Source organism: Haemophilus parainfluenzae, from assembly GCF_003252795.1.
GTDB lineage: Bacteria > Pseudomonadota > Gammaproteobacteria > Enterobacterales > Pasteurellaceae > Haemophilus_D > Haemophilus_D parainfluenzae_K.
In genome coordinates, this window is sequence record NZ_QEPQ01000002.1 from 46,075 (window position 1) to 68,944 (window position 22,870).

The following is a 22,870-nucleotide window of genomic DNA, read 5'->3' on the forward strand; positions in this document are numbered from 1 at the left end:
AAAATCTATGTGTTTTTAACCGCACTTTTGTCATCAAGGAGAATAAGATGGAAACCAAATCATTTAATCTTTATCGTTATTCTATTCCCGTCGATAGTCAGTTGATTTTACGTGGACGTTTTTTAAAACGTCGTGAAGGCTTGATTGTGCGTGTTGCTTGCAGCCGTGATGGCTGGGGGGAAATTGCACCTTTACCTGGGTTTAGCGAAGAAACTATCGAACAAGCGCAAGAGCAAGCCATTGAATGGCTGACGAATTGGTGTCATGCAAGCTGCGAAGCACCAAGAGTCCCCCTTGATGGTTGTTATCCTTCTGTTGCTTTCGGTATTAGCACAGCAATGGATGAGATGAAACGTTATTTAAATGAGGAAGGTAACTATCACACCGCCCCTTTGTGCTATGGTGATCCTGATGAGTTATATGCAGAACTGAATCAAATGCCAGGTGATAAAGTCGCTAAAATCAAAGTCGGTATGTATGAAGCGAATCGTGATGGTTTGATTACGGATATGTTTCTTGAAGCCATTCCTGATTTGCAATTACGTCTAGATGCGAATCGTCAATGGACATTAGAAAAAGCATTAAAATTTGCGGAGAAAGTAAAACCGCAACATCGATCTCGCATTCAATTTCTGGAGGAACCTTGTAAAACACGTAAAGAGAGCCGCCAATTCGCTACTCAAACAGGCATAAATATTGCTTGGGATGAAAGTGTGCGTGAGCCTGACTTCCTTTTAGAAAAAGAACCGCACTTAAGCGCCATTGTGATTAAACCAACACTGGTTGGTTCGCTACAAGATTGTCAAAAGTTGATTGCTCAAGCGCATAGTTTAGGCATAAAAGCGGTGATTAGTTCGAGTATTGAAAGTAGTCTTGGATTGACACAACTTGCTCGTATTGCGGCACAATATACACCCAACGTGACACCTGGGTTGGATACGTTGAATTTAATGCAACATCAGGTATTACGTGCGTGGCCAGGTTCAGATTTGCCGTTAATTGATTTAAATTCAGAATTTATTACCAAAATCGTCTAGAGATACGACCACCATTACACAAAAAATCGCTATAATTCGCACAAGTTAAAGGATGTGAAAATGTCAAAAAAATTCAATATTTTGCTGTTAAATGGCCCGAACTTGAATATGTTGGGCGCAAGGGAACCAAAACATTATGGTTCACTTTCATTATCTGCCATTGAAGAAAATGTGGGCAAACTTGCGGCGCAGCATGATGTGAATTTGGAGTGCTTTCAAGCAAATAGCGAAGAAAAGTTAATTGATAAGATTCATCAAAGTTTTCAGAAAGTGGATTTTATTTTAATTAACCCAGCAGCTTATACGCATACCAGTGTTGCATTGCGTGATGCGTTGCTAGCGGTGTCAATTCCGTTTGTTGAAATTCATTTGTCTAATGTACATAAACGCGAGCCATTCCGTCATCATTCTTACTTTAGTGATGTGGCTGAAGGCGTGATTTGTGGCTTAGGTGCAAAAGGCTATGAGTTTGCGCTTCAATTTGCGTTAGATTTTTTAAATAAAAAAGCATAAAATTTCACAAAATTTACAGATTTTCGCAGAAATTTATCGCAAAGTTCGTGATTTTGCGGTAATCTTGCCGACACAAAAACAGGTTTCAAAATGACCGCACTTTGGGAATCCATTCTGAAAGTGCGGTTAACAATTCATTATTATTTTTAGGAAGAACGTATGGACATTCGTAAAATCAAAAAACTGATTGAATTAGTAGAAGAATCGGGCATCACTGAATTAGAAGTGCAAGAAGAAGAAGGTACAGTACGTATTAGTCGTGCGGCACCAGCTGTCGCACCTGCTGCAATTCAATATGCAGCAGCGCCTGTCGCACCTGTTGCGGCTCCGGCAGCTGCGCCAGCACCTGCAGCGGCTGCACCTGCGGAAGCTCCAGCAGCTGAAGTATCAGGACACCAAGTGCGTTCACCAATGGTAGGTACATTCTATCGTAGCCCAAGCCCTGAAGCGAAAGCTTTCGTGGAAGTGGGACAAACTGTCAAAGTAGGTGATGCACTTTGTATCGTTGAAGCAATGAAAATGATGAACCGTATTGAAGCTGATAAAGCTGGTGTGGTTAAAGCAATCTTAGTAAATGATGGCGAAGCGGTTGAGTTTGACCAACCATTAATCGTTATCGAATAATCCCTATCAATCTGAAATGGCGAGCTTTCTCGCCATTTTTTCACCCAAGTGGAAATTGTTATGTTAGAAAAAGTTGTGATTGCTAACCGTGGTGAAATTGCACTGCGTATTTTGCGTGCCTGTAAAGAATTAGGCATTAAAACCGTGGCGGTTCACTCTACCGCTGATCGTGATTTAAAACACGTGTTACTTGCAGATGAAACAGTCTGTATTGGACCTGCTCCATCTGTAAAAAGTTATTTAAATATTCCTGCTATTATTGCAGCTGCAGAAGTAACTGGTGCGGATGCTATTCACCCTGGTTATGGTTTCCTTTCTGAAAATGCAGATTTTGCAGAGCAAGTTGAGCGTTCTGGTTTTATTTTTATTGGTCCAACAGCAGACGTCATTCGTTTGATGGGGGATAAAGTTTCTGCGATTAAAGCAATGAAAAAAGCTGGCGTGCCTTGTGTACCGGGTTCAGATGGCCCAGTAGGTAGCGATATCGCGAAAAATAAAGAAATTGCAAAACGTATTGGCTATCCAATTATTATCAAGGCATCTGGCGGCGGCGGTGGTCGTGGTATGCGCGTGGTACGTAGTGAGGATGCACTTGAAGAATCCATTGCGATGACCAAAGCTGAAGCAAAAGCAGCGTTTAACAATGATATGGTTTACATGGAAAAATATTTAGAAAATCCACGCCATATTGAAATCCAAGTTTTAGCGGATACACACGGTAACGCAATCTACCTTGCAGAGCGTGATTGTTCTATGCAACGTCGTCACCAAAAAGTCGTAGAAGAAGCACCCGCACCAGGTATTACCGAAGAAGTTCGTCGTGATATTGGTTCCCGCTGTGCGAAAGCTTGTGTTGAAATTGGCTATCGTGGTGCTGGTACATTTGAATTCTTATATGAAAATGGTGAGTTCTATTTCATCGAAATGAATACTCGTATTCAAGTAGAACACCCAGTAACAGAAATGATCACCGGTGTGGATTTGGTGAAAGAACAGTTGCGTATTGCGGCTGGCTTACCACTTTCTTACAAACAAGAAGATATTAAAGTGAAAGGTCATGCGATTGAATGTCGTATCAATGCAGAAGATCCAAAAACATTCTTACCGTCTCCAGGTAAAGTGGTACACTTACACTCACCAGGCGGTTTAGGTGTTCGTTGGGATTCTCATGTGTATGGTGGTTATACCGTTCCTCCACATTATGATTCTATGATCGCAAAATTAATCACATATGGTGATACTCGTGATGTAGCAATCCGTCGTATGCAAAATGCATTATCAGAGACGATCATTGATGGTATCAAAACAAATATTCCACTTCATGAACTCATTCTTGAAGATGAAAACTTCCAAAAAGGTGGGGCAAATATCCACTATTTAGAGAAGAAATTAGGGATGTATGATTAATTTATAAATTATTAAGGTAAAGACAAAATATTGTCTTTACCTTATTTTTTATATAGGTTTATATATAATCATATTAAATTTATGATAAGATAAAATTTACATAAATTTATGTTATGTCTGTCTATTAATTGTGTTTCGTTAACAACCTAAGAGGTAAATTATGAAAAATACTATTTTAAAGTTTAGTTTAACAGCTTTATCCGCATTAACTTTAGCTGCTTGTGGAAGTAGTGGCGGTGGTGATGCTGGAAGTAGTAGTCAAGCACCAACAAAAGATAAACAAGCTGCACAAACAACTCAGCCAGCTAAAAAACAGAATAATTCAAGTAATCCAGTATCAACATCTTCAAACAATAAAACAGGTGGTGCTATAGTAGTTGATTCAGATAATAAGGGACATGTTACAGCTAAAACTGTAGCACTTACTTCAGCAAATTTATATAAAATTAATGTTGATGGAAAAGATATTCCTATTGGGTTTGGTCCTGGTATTAGCGCGAGAGGCTGGACACAGGCCACAGCTAAAACAATTAATGGTATGAAATTAAATGGTAAATTAGAAGTTTGCTGTGGTTCTTATAGCAATGTTCGTTTTGGAGCAATTGAGAGCCAAGATCCTAGTCAAGATGATATCTTGTTTTATAACGGATATCCTACAACTTCAATGCCATCATCAGGCGTAGCGTCCTATAGAGGGGATAGCATTATTTCAGCTGATACGGATAAATTACCAGATGAAGATTATTTAAAAGGTTCATCTAGCTTTACTGCTGATTTCGGTAATAAGAAATTAACGGGTACCTTAAGCACGCATAACAAAGATGTAGTTAAGATTGATGCTAATATTTCTGGAAATGGTTTTTCAGGTACAGCTAAATCAGATTTGTTAAATTCTCAGGGTAAAGCTGAAGGTAAATTCTATGGTGAGAATGCAAAAGAATTAGGTGGTTCAGCAAACGCTAATGATAATTCTTGGGGCGCTGCATTTGCTGCTAAAAAGTAATTATCACCGTATTTAGGAAAATATCTAACTTTATACATCCATTTTTAGTTTAAAACTGCTAAAAGACGGCTCTAGTCTCTATTATTTAGAGAGAAATTTGGATGTATCATTAATAATAAAATGGCTAACACAATTAGGTTAGCCGTTTTTATTGTCCGTAGTTAATTTTATGTTAATGAATTATAATTTTAATTTGAAAATGTATTTTAAATCCTTTTATAATGCACCCTTATTTTTACCTAAGGAAAAATTATGAAATTTAATCTCTCTAAATTAAGTTTAACAATTCTTGCAACTGTAACGTTAGCTGCCTGTGGAAGTAGTGGTGGTAGCAATACTCAACCAGTTAACCAAATAAAACCAGCTGAGTCAGTAAAACCAGCTGAGCCAGTAAAGCCAGCTGAGTCAGTAAAACCAGCTGAGCCAGTAAAGCCAGCTGAGTCAGTAAAGCCAGCTGAGTCAGTAAAACCAACTGAATCAGTAAAGCCAGCTGAGACAGTGAAACCAGCTGAGACAGTGAAAGCAGCTGAGACAGTGAAAGCAGCTGAGACAGTGAAAGCAGCTGAGACAGTAAAACCAACTGAGCCAGTAAAACCAGCGGAACAACCAAAAAATGAAGAACAAATCGTGCTTAAACGAGTGGGGTTTGAGGTTAATAAAGAAGATAAAACAGTGACGGTCATTGAAAGACAAATACATGATGACAATAACGTTAATCTCGTTAATGTTGAAGGTCAAGAAATTGAAATTATTCCATCAGGGTATTACGAACGTCCAGTCATTGGAACGAATGAGAAAGAAATACTACAGGCGGATCCTCCCGAATTTCGTTCTATTAGTGGCAAAAATTATAAAAATATTCGTTGGGGGAAATTTACGGAGCCTACTTTAGGTTCTGATTATTATGTTGCATTTGGTGTAAATCCAACAACAGAAATGCCACAATCAGGTACTGCAAATTATACTGGAAATGGTATGCATGTAGAGAAGCGGGCTGATGACTTAAAGTCTAACTTATCATTCGTAAAACTAACGGCTAATTTTGCAGATAAAACATTAAATGGAACAATTTCTTTAGCAACAACTGGCTTTAAAGATGAGCTTGTATCAAATGAGATTGCTGGAGGCGCTCTTCCTCCTCATTTACATTTCGATGATGTTTCTTTATCTGCTAAAATTCAAGGTAATCAATTTAGTGGAACAAATAGCCAAGGTGTTCAGGTTGAAGGAGGCTTCTATGGAAAAGATGCAGACGAAGTAGCCGGAACTTATCAAGGAAATGATAAATTTGGTGTTTTTGGTGCTAGAAAAAATTAGAAAATTTTTGTAAATTTTAAAGCAAGCCTTTGGCTTGCTTTATTTTTCTTTATAGGAATAAAAAATGACTTCACAATCTAAACTTGTTTTATTTTTAAGCTCCTCATTGTTGCTTAGTTCATTCTCTTTTGCTGCAGAGAAGTCTCCACAACCTCGGGATGAGCGGTTTGATGATCAGCTTCAGCTTGCGAAACCAGACTTATCCACTCAAAAGCCACAAATTTCAGAAAAACGTGATGATCAACATACACTTTCTATGACGAAAGAAGAATTGGCAAAACATCCTGATTTGATCGTACGTGGATTGATTCCTGCAGTGTTGCAAAATAACGGTGAAGCCGTTCAACTATTACTGCCGTTGTATCAAAATTTGCCAAAACAAGATCCATTTTTACTTGAGTGGGCAAATGCAATTAATGCTCGCGAAAATGGTCGTTTTTCGGAGGCGGTAACTCGTTATCGTACGCTATTTTCTCAAGATTCGACCATTCTGCCGTTACGTTATCAGTTAGCACAAGCACTCTTTTTAAACAATGATAATGAGGCGGCCAAAGATCAATTCCAAAAACTGAGAGCTGAACAAGTTTCATCTGAGTCTATCGTCATGATCGACCAATATCTTTCGGCACTTAACCGCCGAGATCAATGGAAGTTTCAAGGTGGTTTGAGCTTCTTAAACGAAAGCAATATTAACAATGCACCAAAAGCAGGCACTCGCATTGGAAATTGGAATGCCTGGGAGCGCGAAAGTGCAACAGGTTTTTCTTATTTTGCAGAAGCAGAGAAAAAATGGTCATTACCCCATAATTATTTCACTAAATTTTCTATCGAGGGGAGTGGGAAATATTATTGGGATAATAAAAAATATAATGAGTTTAATGGTAGAGTTGGCGCTGGATTAGGTTATCAAACAGCACGTTTTGATATTTCATTGATGCCATTTACAGAAAGACGATGGTATGCAGGTGGCTCCTCAGGTAGCGAATCAATGAAGCAGTATTCGAAGAATTCAGGTGCTCGTTTAGATTTAACTTATTGGCTGAATGAAAAGTGGCAAATTTCAACCGCACTCGAGTATGGTGAACAGCGTTACAACACTCGTAAGCATTTGAATGGCAATAATTATCTTTGGTCGAATACGTTATCTTATTTTCCTAAGAGTGGTCAATTTTGGTTCGTAGGCGCTGATTATAATCGTGAAAATACTCGAGATAAGGACAATGCTTATCAACGTAAAAATCTCCGTTTAGGTTGGGGACAAGAGTGGGGCTGGGGTATTTCAACCCGAATTTCCCTTGCCTATGCACGTAGAACTTACAAAGGTGCTGATTTATTTAATATTCGCCAAAAAAATAATGAATACCAATCGGCTGTAACATTATGGCATCGAGATCTTTACTTCTGGGGAATCACGCCTAAAATTACGTGGTCTTATCAACGAGTTTCAAGTAATCACCCATTTTATAGCTACGACAAAAATCGTATTTTTCTTGAAATGGGTAAAACATTCTAACAGGAGCTAATAATGGATTTATCACAACGATATAAACAAGCCGCCAAAGAGGCGAGCTGGGCATTAGGGGGAGCCATTCTTTATGTGATTGGATGGTGTGTTTGTGCTTATTTACCCAAAAACTCGCCTGGGCCGATAGGTTTTCCTTTGTGGTTTGAATTATCCTGCATTTATTTACCTATTTTGTTTGTAGTTATTGGGTATTGGATTGTCAAAATTGTCTTTTTAGATATCCCGCTAGATGTTGAGTCAAAGGAGAATAAATAATGAATTTAGGTATTATTCTCCCATTAGCTATCTATTTAGTCTTCATCTTTGGCGCGGCATTATTTGCTTATGTAAAACGCAGTAAAGGTGATTTCCTTACGGAATATTATGTAGGAAATCGCTCCATGACGGGCTTTGTCCTTGCGATGACAACGGCTTCCACTTATGCCAGTGCCAGTTCTTTTGTTGGAGGACCAGGGGCTGCCTATAAATACGGGCTGGGTTGGGTATTACTCGCCATGATCCAAGTGCCGGCTGTGTGGTTAGCCTTAGGTGCATTGGGCAAAAAGTTTGCATTACTTTCTCGCGAAACCAATGCACTCACCATCAATGATCTATTTCTCTATCGTTATAAAAATAAATATCTCGTTTGGATTTCCAGTCTAGCATTGTTGCTTGCCTTCTTTGCTGCCATGGTTGTGCAATTTATTGGTGGGGCGAGATTGCTCGAAACTACGATAGGGATTCCTTATACTCACGCCTTGCTTATTTTTGCCTTAACGGTTGGCATTTATACGTTTATTGGTGGTTTCCGAGCGGTCGTATTAACCGATACAATTCAAGGTACGGTAATGATTTTGGGCACAATCGTGCTATTAGTGGGCGTGATTTACCATCTCGGTGGCGTAGAAAGTGCGGTCAATAAATTAACTGAAATTGATCCGAGTTTAGTAAGTCCTTACGGCCCGAATGAGATGCTAGATTTTCAATTTATGGCATCGTTTTGGATCCTAGTCTGTTTCGGTGTGGTTGGTTTACCTCATACAGCTGTGCGTTGCATGGCTTTCAAAGACAGCAAAGCCTTACATCGAGGTATGCTCATTGGTACGATTGTCCTTTCAGTCATTATGTTAGGGATGCATTTGGCGGGTGCTTTAGGACGTGCCGTTGTGCCAGATTTAACGGTGTCAGATAAAGTCATTCCAACCTTAATGTTAGAAGTGCTCCCACCTATTGTTGCAGGGATTTTCTTAGCCGCACCGATGTCAGCGATTATGTCCACAGTCGATGCGCAACTCATTCAATCATCCTCAATTTTTGTGAAAGACTTATATCTAGCAAGCAAACCTGAAGCCGCGAAGAATGAAAAACGAATTAGCCGTATTTCATCAGTCATCACACTAATTTTATCGGCGTTGTTAATTCTTGCTGCACTGAATCCACCGGATATGATTATTTGGTTGAATCTATTTGCTTTCGGGGGATTAGAAGCGGCATTCCTTTGGGTGATTGTATTAGGTATTTATTGGGATAAAGCAAATGCAGCAGGGGCAATAAGCTCAATGGTGGTGGGATTGAGTAGTTATGTGCTACTGACTCAATTTGGTATCAAACTATTTGGTTTTAATGCGATTGTACCTGCACTTGTATTTGGCTTGATTGCTTTCATCTTGGGTAACCAATTCGGCACAAAAAAACAGTAAAAATGGACTGCACTTTATGGTTTATCAAATTCTAGCATTGTTTATTTGGAGTAGTGCCTTTGTTGCCGCTAAATACACCTTTACAATGATGGACACCATTTTGATGATCCAAGCCCGTTTATTAATGGCGGCAATTATTGTGATGCCACTCTTTTTTCGTCGTTGGAAAGGCGTGTCTAAACCGATGCGAAAACAGCTTTGGTGGTTAGGTTTTTTTAATTATACAGCCACCTTTTTGCTGCAATTTATTGGCTTAAAATATACGAGCGCGGCGAGCGCAACGACCATGATTGGATTAGAACCATTATGCGTGATTTTTATTGGACATTTTTTCTTTCAAGATCGTGCGACATGGTATCATTGGTTGTGTGGGGCCTTTGCCTTTTTAGGCGTAGCCATTTTAATTTTAGGTGGGCAGGGCAATGAAGGCTCAAGTGAAATTAGCTTATTGGGTTGCTCATTAGTGGTGGCGGCAAGTATTGTGTTTGCTTATTGTTTACGTTGGACGAAAAAAGTGGTGGCAACGGTTTCAGCACAAGCCTATACATCCATTTCGATTGTGTTAGCAACCATCACCATGCTGCCCTTTACTTTATTGCTGACGGAAAACTGGGATATTCATTTTAACTGGCTTGGTTTCTTCGGTTTGATTTATCTCGGCGTAGCATGCAGTTGGTTTGCCTTTTGGTTGTGGAATAAAGGCTTAAATTCAGTGGATGCAAAAATCTCGGGAATTTTGACCGCACTTGAGCCGATTTTCGGTGTCTTTTTGGCGGTATTATTGCTTAACGAAGAGGTTTCACTTGTTTCAGCGCTTGGGATTATCATTATTGTAGTTTCAGCCCTAGGCGTAAGTTTATTACCGAAATGGTTACATAAAGAAATTAATTAAAAGGAAAAGAAGATGGCGTGGATTCAAATTCGCTTAAATAGTACAAATGAAAAAGCTGAGAAAATTAGCGATTTTTTAGAAGAAATCGGCTCTGTTTCGGTGACATTTATGGATAGCCAAGATACGCCGATTTTTGAACCACTTCCGGGCGAAACGCGTTTGTGGGGAAACACCGATGTGATTGCATTATTTGATGCAGAAACGGATATGAATGAAATTGTGAGTCTGCTTAAACAAGCACATCATTTAGATGAAAATACCGCTTACAAAATTGAGCAAATCGAGGATAAAGACTGGGAACGTGAATGGATGGATAACTTCCACCCAATGCAATTTGGTCAACGTTTATGGATTTGTCCAAGCTGGCGTGAAGTGCCGGATCAAAATGCGGTGAATGTGATGCTTGATCCTGGTTTAGCTTTCGGTACAGGTACACACCCGACAACCGCACTTTGTTTAGAGTGGTTAGATGGTTTGGATTTAACTGGCAAAACCGTCATCGATTTTGGCTGTGGTTCAGGCATTCTTGCCATTGCAGCTCTTAAATTAGGGGCAAAAAATGCAATCGGTATTGATATCGATCCACAAGCGATTCTCGCCAGCCGTAATAATGCAGAACAAAATGGTGTGGCGGATCGTCTGCAACTTTTCTTATCCGATGATAAACCTGCAGATTTAAAAGCAGATGTCGTCGTGGCGAATATTCTTGCTGGGCCATTAAAAGAACTTTACCCAATTATTTCTCAATTAGTGAAAGAGGGCGGGGATCTAGGATTATCTGGTATTTTAGAAACACAAGCACAATCGGTATGTGATGCTTATACACAATCATTTGATTTAGATCCTGTTGCAGTGAAAGAGGAATGGTGCCGTATTACAGGTAAATTAAAATCGGCTTAATTTCTTTTTGTCAATTAAAAAAAGTGCATTTTTTGAACAAATTTCCCTTTGCAAAAAAAAGAAAAATGCGTAATATAGCACCCCTTGTCGGTTGCTATTGTGGCCTGACTTGCTGGAGATAGGGCTTGTAATTGGGGATAACATAAAATGCGAATTGGTTCTTACGAATTAAAAAATCGTATTTTATTGGCACCCATGGCAGGTATTACGGATCAACCTTTTCGACGTTTATGTGCTCATTATGGCGCGGGATTAACGTTTTCAGAGATGATGTCCACTAATCCACAAGTTTGGCATACAGAGAAATCGAAACTTCGTTTAGCACATAGTGAAGAGTTAGGATTAAATGCGGTGCAAATCGCAGGTTCTGATCCTTTGGAAATGGCCCAAGCTGCAGCAATTAATGTAGCCTATGGGGCTGAAATTATCGACATCAATATGGGCTGTCCCGCAAAGAAAGTAAATCGAAAACTGGCGGGCTCTGCACTGCTTCAATTTCCGGATTTAGTGGAAAAAATTTTAAAAGAAGTCGTGAATGCCGTTGATGTGCCTGTGACGTTAAAAATTCGCACAGGTTGGGATAAAGCAAATCGAAACTGTATGCAAATCGGCAAAATTGCAGAACAATCTGGTATTCAAGCTTTAACCATTCATGGGCGGACGAAAGAATGCTTATTTGAGGGGGAAGCGGAATACGACAATATTCGAGCAGTGAAACAATCAATTTCAATTCCAGTTATTGCGAATGGGGATATTGATTCTGCCTCGAAAGCGAAAAAGGTACTTGAGTACACAGGTGCCGATGCAATAATGATCGGTCGTGCCGCACTAGGCAATCCATGGCTTTTTCAAGCCGTCGAGGCTTTAGTGGAACATGATACGATAATTCAAACACCAAGTTTGCGTGAAAAGTGCGGTCATATTTTGCATCATATTCAGGAACTCCATCAGTTCTATGGTGAGCAAAAAGGCTATCGAATAGCCCGTAAGCACGTGGCTTGGTATTTACAGGGAATTCAACCCGATTCCGTTTTTAGACAGACTTTTAACGCAATTAATGAACCGAAAGAGCAGTTAATTGTGCTGGAAGATTTTTTAAATTCAATTTTGGATAAAGAAAAATGTTAGAACAACAACGTAGTCCGTCTGAAGCGTTAACCGTTTCAGTTTTAAACTCTCAATCACAAGTAACAAACAAACCATTACGTGATTCAGTAAAACAAGCTTTACGCAATTACTTATCACAATTAGATGGTCAAGATGTGAATGATCTTTACGAATTAGTATTAGCGGAAGTTGAACACCCGATGTTAGATATGATTATGCAATACACCCGTGGTAACCAAACCCGTGCAGCTAATATGCTCGGTATCAACCGTGGTACATTGCGTAAGAAATTGAAAAAATACGGTATGGGCTAATTAAGATTAGCAAAAAGAAAGGCGAACATGATGTTCGCCTTTTTATTTATCTATTGAATGGTGAAGCTAATTGGCACACTGACTGAAGACGTAAATCCAGCGGGTTTTGGACCAACAGGTCTTGCACTTCTCACCGCTTCAAGTGCTGCGTTGTCTAAGCTTTCATCACCAGAGGAATTTGTGACACGTTCTCCTGATAAGGAACCATCTGCCCCTACGCTAAAACTCACACTCACAACACCTTGTTTACGCATCATCTTCGCACGAGCAGGATAGCGTTTGTGCCGTTCAATTTCACGTCGGATAGCCGCACGATAAGCATTTAGTTCATCCGTATTGGCACCTGAACCACCTTGAACGCCATTTGTACCAGGTTGACCAGTGGTTGTTGCTTTAGAATTTGCCGTAGCTGTTGAATTAATATTCTTATCGCCAATCGGTAAGCTCTTCGGCATTTCTACCGCTTTCTCTGCTTTTACCTCATTTTTAGGTTTTTCTTTTGGCTTCTCTTTCGGTTTTGGTTTCGGCTTTTCTATTGGTTTTTCTGGCTTTTTGTCAGGTTCTTTTTTCTTCTCAGGCTCTGGTTTCTTCGTTGGATCCGCGATGACTTCTTGCTTTTCTGGTTCCGGTTCTGCCTGTTGAGGTTCAGGTTCCGGCTCTGGAGCCGGTTCTTCTACTCGCATTCCTTGAATCATTTCCATCGAAATCGTTGTGGATATTTCACCTGCCGCATTACTTGCAGCTTCACTTGGCTTATGCCAGTTCCAAAGTAATGCGCCTACAATGGCACCATGAATTAATAGAGAAATAAGCAAGCCTAATAATGATCGTTTAGCTTGTTGGCTGTTCATTGTTTATGCCCTACTCCGACGCCTCCCACTGCTGGCGCATTTTGGTTCGAAGCGCCTTTATCTTTCATTGAAACAATCGCGACATTTTTAATTTCGTTTTTCGATAACATGTCAGTAATTGTCACAAAATCTTGGAAAGAGGCTTCTGCATCAATTTTTAAGGTAACTTTCTGATCTTTATTCCAACCCGCGATCTCTTTTTCAAGCGCTTCTTGCGAGATAGGTTTGTCATTAAAATAAAGTTGTTTATCTGCCGTTACAGTCAATAATTTGGCTAATTCATCTGATTTGAATGCGACCGTTGAACTGGCTTTTGGCACATTAACTTGAATTTTTCCTTGAGAAATAAAGGATGCGGTGATCAACACTATCGCTAATAGCACCAACATAATGTCGATGAAAGGAATAATATTGATTTCATCAAATTTTTTCACGATTATTCCTTATCTTTTTGAGCGTTTAATACTTTCCATTTCAATAAGTTAACTTCTACTTTACGACCTAAGCCGTTATAGAACATCATAGATGGAATCGCGACTAAAATACCTAGTGCGGTTGCTTTTAATGCAAGAGAAAGGTGCATCATGATTGCGCCAGCATCGACATCACCGCCAGCTTGGCCAATTTGATAGAAGGTTAATAAAATCCCAATGACTGTTCCTAACAAACCCACATAAGGTGCGTTTGCACCAACGGTTGAAATGATCGTCATATTGCGATTTAAATCAATTTCAAGCGAATGGATATTGGAATATTTAGCGACATTGATACGGCTTAAAAAAATAAAACGTTCAATCACGGTAGCAAGCATGATTACGCTCATAAGAAGTAAAAGCCCGATAATAATGTAATCACTATATTGTTCTAAAAACTCAAAAAGTTTTGGCATCTGATAGTCCTTTTATGTGTAATAAAGAATACAAAATGAATTGATAATGAATTTCAATTAGATTGGGAATTCTATCAAATGGAAAATAGAGCGTAAATATAAATTAGCAAAATGGGTATTTTTTTGACCGCACTTTGAGGTAAATCATAGAAAGTGCGGTTGTTTGAAGAGACGTTTTAAAGGGATTGCAGGTAATTTAAGACAACTTGATGATGTTCGCCTGTTTTGAATTTATCAAAAACGTGTTGAATTTTGCCTTGTTCATCAATGAGGAAGCTAATGCGGTGAATGCCGTCATAGGTGCGTCCCATAAATTTCTTTTCACCCCATACACCAAATTGCTCGGCGACCTGATGATCTTCATCAGAAAGCAAGGTGAAATTGAGCGACTTTTTCTCAACAAATTGAGCCAGTTTTTTTGGCGCATCTGTGCTGATGCCTAAAATAACCACACCTAATTTTTCTAACTCACTTTTAGCATCACGTAAACCGCAGGCTTGAGTTGTGCAGCCTGGTGTTAAGGCTTTTGGATAAAAATACACGAGTACTTTTTTTCCTTTGAAGTGACTAAGTGAAACCGGTTGATTATCTTGATTTAAAAGGGTGAATTGCGGTGCTGAGTCACCCGCTTGTAATGTTTTCATAAAAAATCCTTAAAAATGTAAAAAATGATTTGTAAATTCAAGCTATTTTAGCGATTATAACCAAATATTTTCAAATGTTATTGTTAAAACGCAAAATAGATGTAAATGGAGTGCCTTATGACTACGCAAAATCCTTTATTTTCGGGCAGTATCGTTGCCTTAGTGACCCCGATGGATAACCACGGAAACATTGATTTTGAAACATTAGAAAAACTTATCGAGTTTCATATCAATGCGGGTTCAGATTCAATTGTATCTGTGGGGACAACGGGAGAATCTGCCACATTAAGTATTGAAGAAAATGTGAAGGTGATTGAAAAGACAGTTGAGTTAGCAAAAGGACGTATTCCAATTATTGCTGGCACAGGTGCAAATGCAACGAGCGAAGCCATTGTGATGACAAAATTATTACGTGATAGCGGGGTAGCCGGTTGTTTATCTGTTGTTCCTTACTACAATAAACCAACTCAAGAAGGCATGTTCCAACATTTTAAAGCAATTGCAGAATGCACGGATTTACCACAACTTCTTTATAACGTACCAGGTCGTACCGGTAGTGATATGAAACCTGAAACCGTCGCACGTTTGTCTCAAATTGAGAATATTGTAGGGATTAAAGAAGCAACAGGCGATTTAACTCGTATTACTGCGATTAAAGAATTAGCCGGTAAAGATTTCATTGTATTAAGTGGAGATGATGCCACAGGGTTAGAAGCGATGAAATTAGGCGCAGAGGGTGTTATTTCTGTGACAAATAACCTTGCTGCAAAAGATATGGCCGCGATGTGTCGCTATGCTTTAGCGGGCGATTTTGCGAAAGCGGAAGAAATTAATGCACGTTTAATGCCTTTACATCAAGATTTATTTATTGAATCCAACCCAATTCCGGTTAAATGGGCAGCATATCGTTTAGGTTTAATTAAGACTCCACATTTACGTTTACCACTTACTGTGTTAAGCGAAAGCGCGCAAGTAAAAGTGGAAGAAGCATTAAAAATCGCTGGCTTAATTTAATGAATTAAAGGGTTGTTTTTACAGCCCTTTAAACTTTCGACTTTTTTATTTGTCAAAGAGCGGTCATTATTTTAATTATTTTTATTGAAGGATTTAAGGAATGAAAAAAATCGTACTGAGTTTAGTCGCAGCAGCATTATTATCGGCGTGTTCAAACAGCGTAGAAAAAATGCAGACGGCTAATGACACTTATCAAAATTCTGATCGTGAAATACCGAGCTTTTCTCCTTTAGCAAGTGGTGGTGTAACATTGCCGCAAGCCGATCCGACTTATGAACTTCCTCAGCTTAATGCGAAAAAAGAACGCGTGGATATTCGTCCACCTTCAACCCCATTAGCGATTATCAAAAATTCTTTGACACAATTTGATGGTGAACGTGCATTGATTGTTTATACGGATGCACAAGCAGAGCTTTATAATCTCAAACAAATTGAGCGTTTATTGAAAGAAGAAGGCACGAATTCAACTTTAAATGGTGCGGTATTAATTAGCGATTGGGCGCCAACAGGTCGTGCAGATGATAAAGCCAATACAGAGATCCGTTATAAAATTGAACAAGTTACAGCGCAAGATGCAAGTGCGTTAGCGGTTTCTGTAGAGCAAATGCGTCGTGATGGTGTGATTTACACACCAAATCAAGCAGATAAACAACGCTATGCATCGGATCGTTTAAATCGTTTTGTTGCTGCGCTTACTAACGCTTATAACAAGCAACAACAAGATTTAAATAATGCTTCTGCAGGACCTTTCCAATCAGGTTTAATTACTGATACGAACGGTAGAATGGCATTAGGTATGGATGCAAGCTTTGGTCAAGCATGGCAACGTTTAGGTTCGGTTTTACCGAAATTAGGCTTTAAAGCTACATCGGAATCTGCTGGCCGTGGCTATCGCGAGTTAAAATATAAACCATTAGATAAACAAGAGTGGTTACGTTTAGGTGTGAATCCGCCTAATTTAGAAAAAGGTGTTTATCAAATGCAAATTTCTGCAGTGGGTAAACAAAGTGCGGTCGTGATCACTGATGAAGACGGCAAGGCATTACCAAATGAAGCGGCTCAATCCTTGTATTCAGCATTAAGTGTATTACTTGCACAATAATATGAGTTGAGAAATAAAAAGTGCGGTTCAATTTGACCGCACTTTTTTTATTGGTAGAGACGTTATTCAGCTTTTACGCCTAAGTTACCAATTTTTACACCAAGATTACCGAGAGAAACCGGATCCAGATAATCCCCTAAGAATTTGAATAACTCACTTAATTCTGTAAATGAGCGTTTGATTTTTACTTGATCTTCTACTTTACGCACAAATTCATAACGCACATTTTCGCCTTTAAAATAAGCCGTGAGTGTGAGATAAATGGTTTCAAAAAAGTGGCTTTGAGCCCCTTCTTCACCCGGATCGCTGATACGGACATTCCAAGTATTGTTAAATAAAACTTCTGTTTTGATTGACATATAGACTTCCTCTGTTTGTTATTTTTTATACTGAAATTGAAACGAAAAACCCGATGATAAAATTTCTGAAATCAAAAACTTTATCATCGGGCTTTTCAAACCAATTGCTCGCATATTTTGCTTTGCGTTGGTAACTGCCTTTACCTTTACGTTTTTTCTCAACGCGTTGGCGGAATAATTTGTCGTGTAATAGTGCCATCACGGCATTATCTTTCACGACACCTTTGGTGTGTTGATAAATGGGCTGATTTTCAACCGCACTTTTTGTTTTTTTCGTCATATTTACCTCTAAAAAATTGCCGTGAAGTCGTTCACGGCAAGTCATTATAGCGAAAATGAATAGAATTACAAAATGGTGAGTACGCTTTCAGGCGGTCGTCCAATTTTAGCTTTTTCACCTTTTACCACAATCGGGCGTTCTAATAGGGCTGAATTTTCACTGATGGCTTTTAATAAATCATCATTCGTTAATGCTGGATTATCTAACCCTAATGATTGATAAAGCTCATCTTTGGTACGCATCATTTTTCTGACATCATCTAATCCTAATTTATTAGCCAGTTGCTGCAATGCTTCAACAGAGTAGTGTTGTTGTAAATAAAGTTCAATCGTCGGTTGAATGCCTTTTTCTTCTAATAAAGCTAAGGTTTCACGGCTTTTTGAGCAACGCGGATTATGATAAATCGTCACAGACATAACGTTTCCTTCTATTTTATGTTGAATGAGTGGATATAGGATTGATTTAAATTTTAACTTATAATGACAAAAAATACTTGTTTAGGAAGACTTTATGTTAGAAATGCTAAAAAATTGGTATAGCCGCCGCTTAAGCGATCCGCAGGCGATGGGGCTACTTGCCATTTTGTTGTTTGGCTTTATTGCGATTTATTTCTTTAGTGATTTAATCGCCCCATTGCTGATTGCCATTGTATTAGCATATTTATTGGAAATGCCAATTAATTTCCTGACGAAAAAATTAAAATTTCCTCGAATGCTCGCCACGCTAGTCATTTTTGGTGGATTTATAACCTTGGCGTTATTAATTTTCTTCGGACTTGTACCAACATTATGGAATCAAACGATTTCCTTATTAAGTGATTTGCCGGCCATGTTCAATAAGTTACATGAATGGTTGTTAGCCCTTCCTGAGCATTATCCTGAACTCATTGATTACACCATGATTGACACCTTTTTTAGTGCAGCTCGAGCGAAGATTTTGGGCTTCGGTGAATCTGCGGTGAAATTGTCGATTACTTCATTAATGAACCTTGTATCACTGGGTATTTATGCATTTTTAGTGCCATTAATGATGTTCTTTATGTTGAAAGACAAAACTGAACTTCTTGCTGGCGTGAGTCGCTTTTTACCTAAAAACCGTCTTTTGGCTTCTAAAGTATGGAATGAAATGCAACAACAAATTGCGAATTATATTCATGGCAAATTGTTGGAGATTTTGATAGTTGGCGTAGTGACTTACATCATCTTTTTAAGCTTTGGTTTAAATTATCCTTTGTTGCTTTCTGTTGCCGTTGGGTTGTCTGTATTAGTCCCTTATATCGGCGCGGTATTGGTGACGATTCCTGTTGCGTTAGTGGCGATGTTCCAGTTTGGCATTTCCCCAACGTTTTGGTATTTAATTGTGGCCTTTGCGGTGAGTCAACTTCTGGATGGAAACTTGTTAGTACCGTATTTATTCTCTGAAGTCGTTAATTTACACCCTTTAGTAATCATTATTTCAGTGCTGATTTTCGGTGGATTATGGGGGTTCTGGGGGGTATTCTTCGCGATTCCATTGGCAACGCTCGTCAAAGCTGTGATAAATGCATTGCCGGATTAGAGATGATTAAGGTAATAAAAGAAAGCTGACGAAAGTCAGCTTTTTTGTTCTTTTAATTTTTGGATATCCAGAATTTCGACACAATCTATTGTCCCTGCTTTAATACGCCATTTAATATTAAATTCGTACAGACTAATACCGTAAATACGATCGGTTTCTTTACCTTGTTGATAAGCGGGACGGGGATCTTGTGCGATCACTTCCGTAATGAATCTTGCTAAGTGCGGTCGATTTTTATGATATTTTTCCACCGCACTTTGGGCGATTTCTGTAAATTCAACGCTTAATTTCGCAGGTGGTTTTTCTTGTGCAAAACTTGATTTTGCCTCAGGCTCGCTATCAGCATAGGCAATATAAGGTTTAATATCAAAAATAGGTGTGCCATCGACAAGATCAACGGAACCCAAATGCAGAAAAACACGCCCATGAATGCATTCCACTTGGCGTAATTCAACTTTAGACAAGCCTAGCGGATTTGGACGATGTGTAGCGCGAGAAGCAAATACGCCGACACGTTGATTGCCGCCTAAACGAGGGGGGCGAACGGTGGATTGCCATTTCCCATGGGGTACTTTGTCGAATTGGAAAATAAGCCAAAGATGGCTAAATTGCTCTAATCCTCGCACAGCCTCTGGCGAATTATACGGAGGGAGTAGTTCCACAATACCAATGCCATCCTGTACTAAATCTGGTTGGCGTGGCACCGAGAATTTTTCTTTGTAAGGCGTGTGAATCACCGCAATTGGGTGAAGAGTCAGTGTTAAATCATTCATAAAAAGGCAATTTCCGTGTAGAATACGCCCTTTATTGTAATCAAAAGTGCGGTCAAAAAAAATGACAAATCATAAATTGAAAATGTGGTGGGAAACCGCTCGCCCAAAAACCTTGCCTTTGGCATTAGCTTCTATTTTTACGGGCTCAGCATTGGCATATTGGGCAGATAAAGAAAGTTTTAATCTCACCGTGATGTTACTTTGCTTGCTTACCACCATTTTATTGCAAGTACTTTCTAACTTTGCTAACGATTATGGTGATCATCAAAAAGGGTCAGATACCGAAGAACGCATTGGGCCTTTACGTGGTATTCAGCAAGGTGCAATTTCCGCGAATGAGCTCAAATGGGGCTTAATTTTAATGGCCGTAGGTTCATTTTTTTCAGGTGCATTCTTAATTGGTATCGCATATCAAAGTCTCACAGATTTATTGGCTTTTGCAGGTTTGGGTATTCTTGCCATTATTGCTGCCATTACTTATACCGTAGGGGCTAAACCTTATGGCTATTTAGGTTTAGGCGATCTGTCAGTGTTGCTCTTTTTTGGACTATTAGGTGTAGGTGGAACTTATTATCTACAAACTCACAGCATTGATAGCTTAATTACGTTACCAGCTCTTGGCTCAGGTTTATTAGCGACAGCGGTTTTAAATATCAATAATTTACGTGATATTGAGCAAGATGCGAAAGTAGGAAAAAATACCTTGGTGGTACGTATTGGACCGAAGAAAGGACGTATTTATCATTGTGTTTTATTAAGCGTTGCCGCTTTATGTTATGTGCTATTTGCGGTATCAACAGCATTTAGTCCTTGGCATTTCTTATTTTTGTTGGCATTTCCACTGTTATTAAAACACGCATTATTTGTTTATCGCAGCAAAGAGCCCGCAGTGTTGCGTCCTATGCTAGCTCAGATGTCAATGATTTCTTTATTTATCAATATCTTGTTTAGTTTAGGCTTGCTTATCGGCTAAATCGGCTTATACTAGAGAAAAAATTTTAACGACAAGGGGTACATTATGTATATCGATACTTCAGAACTTTGTGATATTTATGCTGATCAAGTGGATGTAGTTGAGCCAATTTTTTCTAGCTTTGGTGGCGTCAGCAATTTCTACGGCAAAGTGACGACAGTAAAATGTTTTGAAAATAATGGATTAATTGCCGAGATCCTTGAAGAAAATGGTGAAGGCAGAGTGCTTGTCGTAGATGGCGGTGGTGCAGTACGTCGTGCTTTAATTGATGCTGAGCTTGCACAACTTGCCGCAGATAATGACTGGGCGGGCATTATTGTTTATGGTGCAGTACGTCAAATTCAACAACTTGAAAATATTGATATTGGTATTCATGCGCTTGCTCCAATTCCAGTTGGCGCAGATGAAAATAATCATGGTGAAAGTGATCTTCCAGTGAATTTTGGTGGTGTAACATTCTTCCCTGAAGATTATATTTATGCCGATTTAACAGGTATCATTCTTTCACAGGAAGCATTAGATTTAGAAGACGTCGAAGAAGAATAATTTTGAAATTATTGACCTTTTTAAAGTGCGGTTAGAAATAACCGCACTTTTTTTGTTAAAATTTTTTTGAACAAGATCACATTTTAGACATTTGTTAGTTGAAAGTTTGTAACATTCATTTAACATCGAAAATAGTTCATTTGTAATCAGTTTGGAGGGACTCATGAACGAAACAAACACAACTAAAAATTATAAAAGTGGGATTATCTTTCTGCTGGCGATAGCCTGTTTTTTTATTTTGTTAAAATCTTTACCTTTCGCACCTAAGGAAAATGCAGGTTTAGCATTATTAGCCTTTGTGGCGATTCTTTGGTTAACTGAAGCATTACATGTCACAGTGACCGCTCTGTTGGTGCCATTGCTTGCGATTGCACTTGATTTGGTAACAACCAAGCAAGCTTTAGTCGCCTTTGCCGATCCAACTATTTTCTTATTCTTTGGTGGCTTTGCTTTAGCGACAGCTTTACATATACAAAAACTCGATAAAATGATTGCCAATAAAATCATGGCAATGGCTCGTGGTAATTTATTTGTCGCTGTGATGTATCTTTTCTCTATTACTGCTTTCCTTTCTATGTGGATGAGTAACACAGCAACAGCAGCCATGATGTTGCCTTTAGCGATGGGGATCTTGAGTAAACTTGATAAAGAAAAAGAACATAATACTTATGTCTTCGTCTTATTAGGGATTGCATATAGTGCGAGTATTGGTGGTATGGGTACATTAGTGGGTAGCCCACCAAATGCGATTGTTGCAAGTAACTTGCATTTAACCTTCTCTGATTGGTTATGGTATGGCTTACCAATTATGCTCATTTTGATGCCGTTGATGATTGGTACACTTTTCATTGTCTTTAAACCAAAACTTAATTTACATTTTGAACAAAACTTTGAACGTATTGAAATGAATGGCCAACGCGTTTTAACGCTTGTCATTTTTGCTGTGATTGCACTTTGTTGGGTATTTAGTAGTTATATTAATCCAATCATTTCAGGTGTATTTGGTCTTGCTAAAAATATCGGTAGTTTTGATAGTGTGGTCGCATTACTTGCTGCAGTTATCATTTGTTCAACGGGTGTGGCAAATTGGAAACAAATCCAAGAAAGCACAGACTGGGGTGTGTTGATGCTTTTCGGTGGTGGTTTAACCTTAAGTGCGGTGTTAAAAGATTCGGGTGCAAGTAAAGTGTTAGCTGACGGTATTGTATTCTTAGTTCAAGGACAACATTACTATCTCATTGGTTTATTGGTTGCAACCTTCATTATTTTCTTAACGGAATTTACTTCCAATACCGCAAGTGCAGCGTTATTAGTACCAATCTTTATTTCTATCGCGCAATCTCTCGGCATGCCGGAAATTGGTCTTGCGTTAATTATCGGTTTAGGTGCATCTTGTGCCTTCATGTTACCAGTGGCGACACCGCCAAATGCCATCGTATTTGGTACAGGTGAGGTTCGCCAAAGTGATATGGTTAAAGCCGGATTTATCTTAAATATTGTGTGTATACTCGTTATCGCGACAATAGGATATTATTTCTGGTTGAATTAATCATATAAAGAAAAG

At 38.9% G+C, this 22,870-nt stretch carries 27 protein-coding genes; 19 read left to right on the plus strand and 8 right to left on the minus strand.

Annotation, left to right across the window (positions count from 1 at the left end; all coding sequences use genetic code 11):
- Positions 1-47: 47 nt before the first annotated feature.
- The 13 genes from menC (at position 48) to fis (ending at position 12,318) form a co-directional block, all read left to right on the plus strand.
- Positions 48-1,037, plus strand: coding sequence for an o-succinylbenzoate synthase (gene menC / locus DPV81_RS02685; protein ID WP_111386660.1), 990 nt, complete (start codon positions 48-50; stop codon positions 1,035-1,037).
- Positions 1,038-1,097: 60 nt separating this feature from the next.
- Positions 1,098-1,550 carry a type II 3-dehydroquinate dehydratase gene (gene aroQ / locus DPV81_RS02690; protein WP_049380155.1) on the plus strand — a complete coding sequence of 151 codons (453 nt, stop codon included), beginning with the start codon at positions 1,098-1,100 and terminating at the stop codon, positions 1,548-1,550.
- A gap of 159 nt (positions 1,551-1,709) precedes the next feature.
- Positions 1,710-2,174 carry an acetyl-CoA carboxylase biotin carboxyl carrier protein gene (accB, locus tag DPV81_RS02695; protein ID WP_005698314.1) on the plus strand — a complete coding sequence of 155 codons (465 nt, stop codon included), beginning with the start codon at positions 1,710-1,712 and terminating at the stop codon, positions 2,172-2,174.
- A 60-nt stretch (positions 2,175-2,234) separates the two neighbouring features.
- Positions 2,235-3,581, plus strand: a complete 1,347-nt coding sequence (gene accC / locus DPV81_RS02700) for an acetyl-CoA carboxylase biotin carboxylase subunit (RefSeq protein WP_049368242.1) — start codon at positions 2,235-2,237, stop codon at positions 3,579-3,581.
- Between the two features lie 160 nt (positions 3,582-3,741).
- On the plus strand, positions 3,742-4,584 hold the full coding sequence (locus tag DPV81_RS02705) for a Slam-dependent surface lipoprotein (RefSeq protein ID WP_070583504.1): 843 nt from the start codon (positions 3,742-3,744) through the stop codon (positions 4,582-4,584).
- Between the two features lie 252 nt (positions 4,585-4,836).
- Positions 4,837-5,901, plus strand: a complete 1,065-nt coding sequence (locus tag DPV81_RS09510) for a transferrin-binding protein-like solute binding protein (RefSeq protein ID WP_111386662.1) — start codon at positions 4,837-4,839, stop codon at positions 5,899-5,901.
- A 64-nt stretch (positions 5,902-5,965) separates the two neighbouring features.
- Positions 5,966-7,414, plus strand: coding sequence for a surface lipoprotein assembly modifier (locus DPV81_RS02715; protein WP_111386663.1), 1,449 nt, complete (start codon positions 5,966-5,968; stop codon positions 7,412-7,414).
- A gap of 12 nt (positions 7,415-7,426) precedes the next feature.
- Complete coding sequence (locus tag DPV81_RS02720) at positions 7,427-7,681, plus strand: YhdT family protein (RefSeq protein ID WP_111386665.1); 255 nt, start codon at positions 7,427-7,429, stop codon at positions 7,679-7,681.
- Positions 7,681-9,105, plus strand: a complete 1,425-nt coding sequence (gene panF, locus DPV81_RS02725) for a sodium/pantothenate symporter (RefSeq protein WP_111386667.1) — start codon at positions 7,681-7,683, stop codon at positions 9,103-9,105. Before DPV81_RS02720 ends, panF begins: the two co-directional genes overlap by 1 nt.
- Positions 9,106-9,121: 16 nt before the next feature.
- The gene (locus tag DPV81_RS02730) at positions 9,122-9,997 is read left to right on the plus strand and encodes a DMT family transporter (protein WP_111386668.1); all 876 of its coding nucleotides are present in this window, start codon (positions 9,122-9,124) and stop codon (positions 9,995-9,997) included.
- A gap of 12 nt (positions 9,998-10,009) precedes the next feature.
- The gene (prmA, locus tag DPV81_RS02735; protein WP_111326351.1) at positions 10,010-10,897 is read left to right on the plus strand and encodes a 50S ribosomal protein L11 methyltransferase; all 888 of its coding nucleotides are present in this window, start codon (positions 10,010-10,012) and stop codon (positions 10,895-10,897) included.
- Positions 10,898-11,044: 147 nt separating this feature from the next.
- On the plus strand, positions 11,045-12,025 hold the full coding sequence (gene dusB / locus DPV81_RS02740) for a tRNA dihydrouridine synthase DusB (RefSeq protein ID WP_111386670.1): 981 nt from the start codon (positions 11,045-11,047) through the stop codon (positions 12,023-12,025).
- Entirely contained in the window at positions 12,019-12,318 is a 300-nt protein-coding gene (gene fis / locus DPV81_RS02745; RefSeq protein WP_005696908.1) for a DNA-binding transcriptional regulator Fis, read from the plus strand. Before dusB ends, fis begins: the two co-directional genes overlap by 7 nt.
- Positions 12,319-12,368: 50 nt before the next feature.
- Here fis and DPV81_RS02750 read toward each other — a convergent pair whose 3' ends face one another.
- From DPV81_RS02750 to bcp, 4 genes are all read right to left on the minus strand, one after another.
- Positions 12,369-13,169, minus strand: a complete 801-nt coding sequence (locus DPV81_RS02750; RefSeq protein WP_111386671.1) for an energy transducer TonB — start codon at positions 13,167-13,169, stop codon at positions 12,369-12,371.
- Entirely contained in the window at positions 13,166-13,603 is a 438-nt protein-coding gene (gene exbD / locus DPV81_RS02755) for a TonB system transport protein ExbD (RefSeq protein WP_111386673.1), read from the minus strand. The genes DPV81_RS02750 and exbD overlap by 4 nt, the downstream gene beginning before the upstream one ends.
- A 2-nt stretch (positions 13,604-13,605) precedes the next feature.
- Positions 13,606-14,058 carry a TonB-system energizer ExbB gene (exbB, locus tag DPV81_RS02760; protein WP_049365293.1) on the minus strand — a complete coding sequence of 151 codons (453 nt, stop codon included), beginning with the start codon at positions 14,056-14,058 and terminating at the stop codon, positions 13,606-13,608.
- A gap of 176 nt (positions 14,059-14,234) precedes the next feature.
- The gene (gene bcp / locus DPV81_RS02765; protein ID WP_111386674.1) at positions 14,235-14,702 is read right to left on the minus strand and encodes a thioredoxin-dependent thiol peroxidase; all 468 of its coding nucleotides are present in this window, start codon (positions 14,700-14,702) and stop codon (positions 14,235-14,237) included.
- Positions 14,703-14,819: 117 nt separating this feature from the next.
- On the opposite strand from bcp, the gene dapA reads away from it, so the two are divergent.
- Both dapA and bamC read left to right on the plus strand, forming a co-directional pair.
- Positions 14,820-15,716, plus strand: a complete 897-nt coding sequence (dapA, locus tag DPV81_RS02770) for a 4-hydroxy-tetrahydrodipicolinate synthase (RefSeq protein WP_111386676.1) — start codon at positions 14,820-14,822, stop codon at positions 15,714-15,716.
- A gap of 100 nt (positions 15,717-15,816) precedes the next feature.
- The gene (gene bamC, locus DPV81_RS02775; RefSeq protein ID WP_049373582.1) at positions 15,817-16,818 is read left to right on the plus strand and encodes an NlpB/DapX family lipoprotein; all 1,002 of its coding nucleotides are present in this window, start codon (positions 15,817-15,819) and stop codon (positions 16,816-16,818) included.
- Positions 16,819-16,880: 62 nt separating this feature from the next.
- On the opposite strand, the gene DPV81_RS02780 is transcribed toward bamC, so the two are convergent.
- The 3 genes from DPV81_RS02780 to arsC all read right to left on the minus strand — a co-directional run bounded on the left by DPV81_RS02780 (position 16,881) and on the right by arsC (position 17,873).
- Positions 16,881-17,177 (minus strand): DUF5377 family protein, encoded by a 297-nt coding sequence (locus DPV81_RS02780; RefSeq protein WP_111386678.1) that lies wholly within the window; start codon positions 17,175-17,177, stop codon positions 16,881-16,883.
- A 25-nt stretch (positions 17,178-17,202) separates the two neighbouring features.
- Positions 17,203-17,457 carry an alternative ribosome-rescue factor A gene (locus DPV81_RS02785; protein WP_014064744.1) on the minus strand — a complete coding sequence of 85 codons (255 nt, stop codon included), beginning with the start codon at positions 17,455-17,457 and terminating at the stop codon, positions 17,203-17,205.
- Between the two features lie 65 nt (positions 17,458-17,522).
- Positions 17,523-17,873 (minus strand): arsenate reductase (glutaredoxin), encoded by a 351-nt coding sequence (gene arsC, locus DPV81_RS02790; RefSeq protein ID WP_049371485.1) that lies wholly within the window; start codon positions 17,871-17,873, stop codon positions 17,523-17,525.
- A 94-nt stretch (positions 17,874-17,967) separates the two neighbouring features.
- Here arsC and DPV81_RS02795 point away from each other — a divergent pair, with 94 nt between their 5' ends.
- Positions 17,968-19,014: an AI-2E family transporter gene (locus tag DPV81_RS02795; protein WP_049373586.1), complete on the plus strand. Its 1,047-nt coding sequence runs from the start codon at positions 17,968-17,970 to the stop codon at positions 19,012-19,014.
- 35 nt (positions 19,015-19,049) lie between these two features.
- Here DPV81_RS02795 and tsaA read toward each other — a convergent pair whose 3' ends face one another.
- A complete protein-coding gene (gene tsaA / locus DPV81_RS02800) occupies positions 19,050-19,787 on the minus strand; it encodes a tRNA (N6-threonylcarbamoyladenosine(37)-N6)-methyltransferase TrmO (protein ID WP_070868607.1) in 738 nt (245 codons plus the stop codon).
- Between the two features lie 61 nt (positions 19,788-19,848).
- Between tsaA and DPV81_RS02805 the strand changes: the two genes are divergently transcribed.
- The 3 genes from DPV81_RS02805 (at position 19,849) to DPV81_RS02815 (ending at position 22,855) form a co-directional block, all read left to right on the plus strand.
- Positions 19,849-20,760 carry a 1,4-dihydroxy-2-naphthoate polyprenyltransferase gene (locus DPV81_RS02805; protein WP_049373590.1) on the plus strand — a complete coding sequence of 304 codons (912 nt, stop codon included), beginning with the start codon at positions 19,849-19,851 and terminating at the stop codon, positions 20,758-20,760.
- Between the two features lie 45 nt (positions 20,761-20,805).
- Complete coding sequence (gene rraA, locus DPV81_RS02810; RefSeq protein WP_049368652.1) at positions 20,806-21,306, plus strand: ribonuclease E activity regulator RraA; 501 nt, start codon at positions 20,806-20,808, stop codon at positions 21,304-21,306.
- Between the two features lie 163 nt (positions 21,307-21,469).
- Positions 21,470-22,855: a DASS family sodium-coupled anion symporter gene (locus DPV81_RS02815; RefSeq protein WP_049373592.1), complete on the plus strand. Its 1,386-nt coding sequence runs from the start codon at positions 21,470-21,472 to the stop codon at positions 22,853-22,855.
- Positions 22,856-22,870 lie beyond the last annotated feature (15 nt).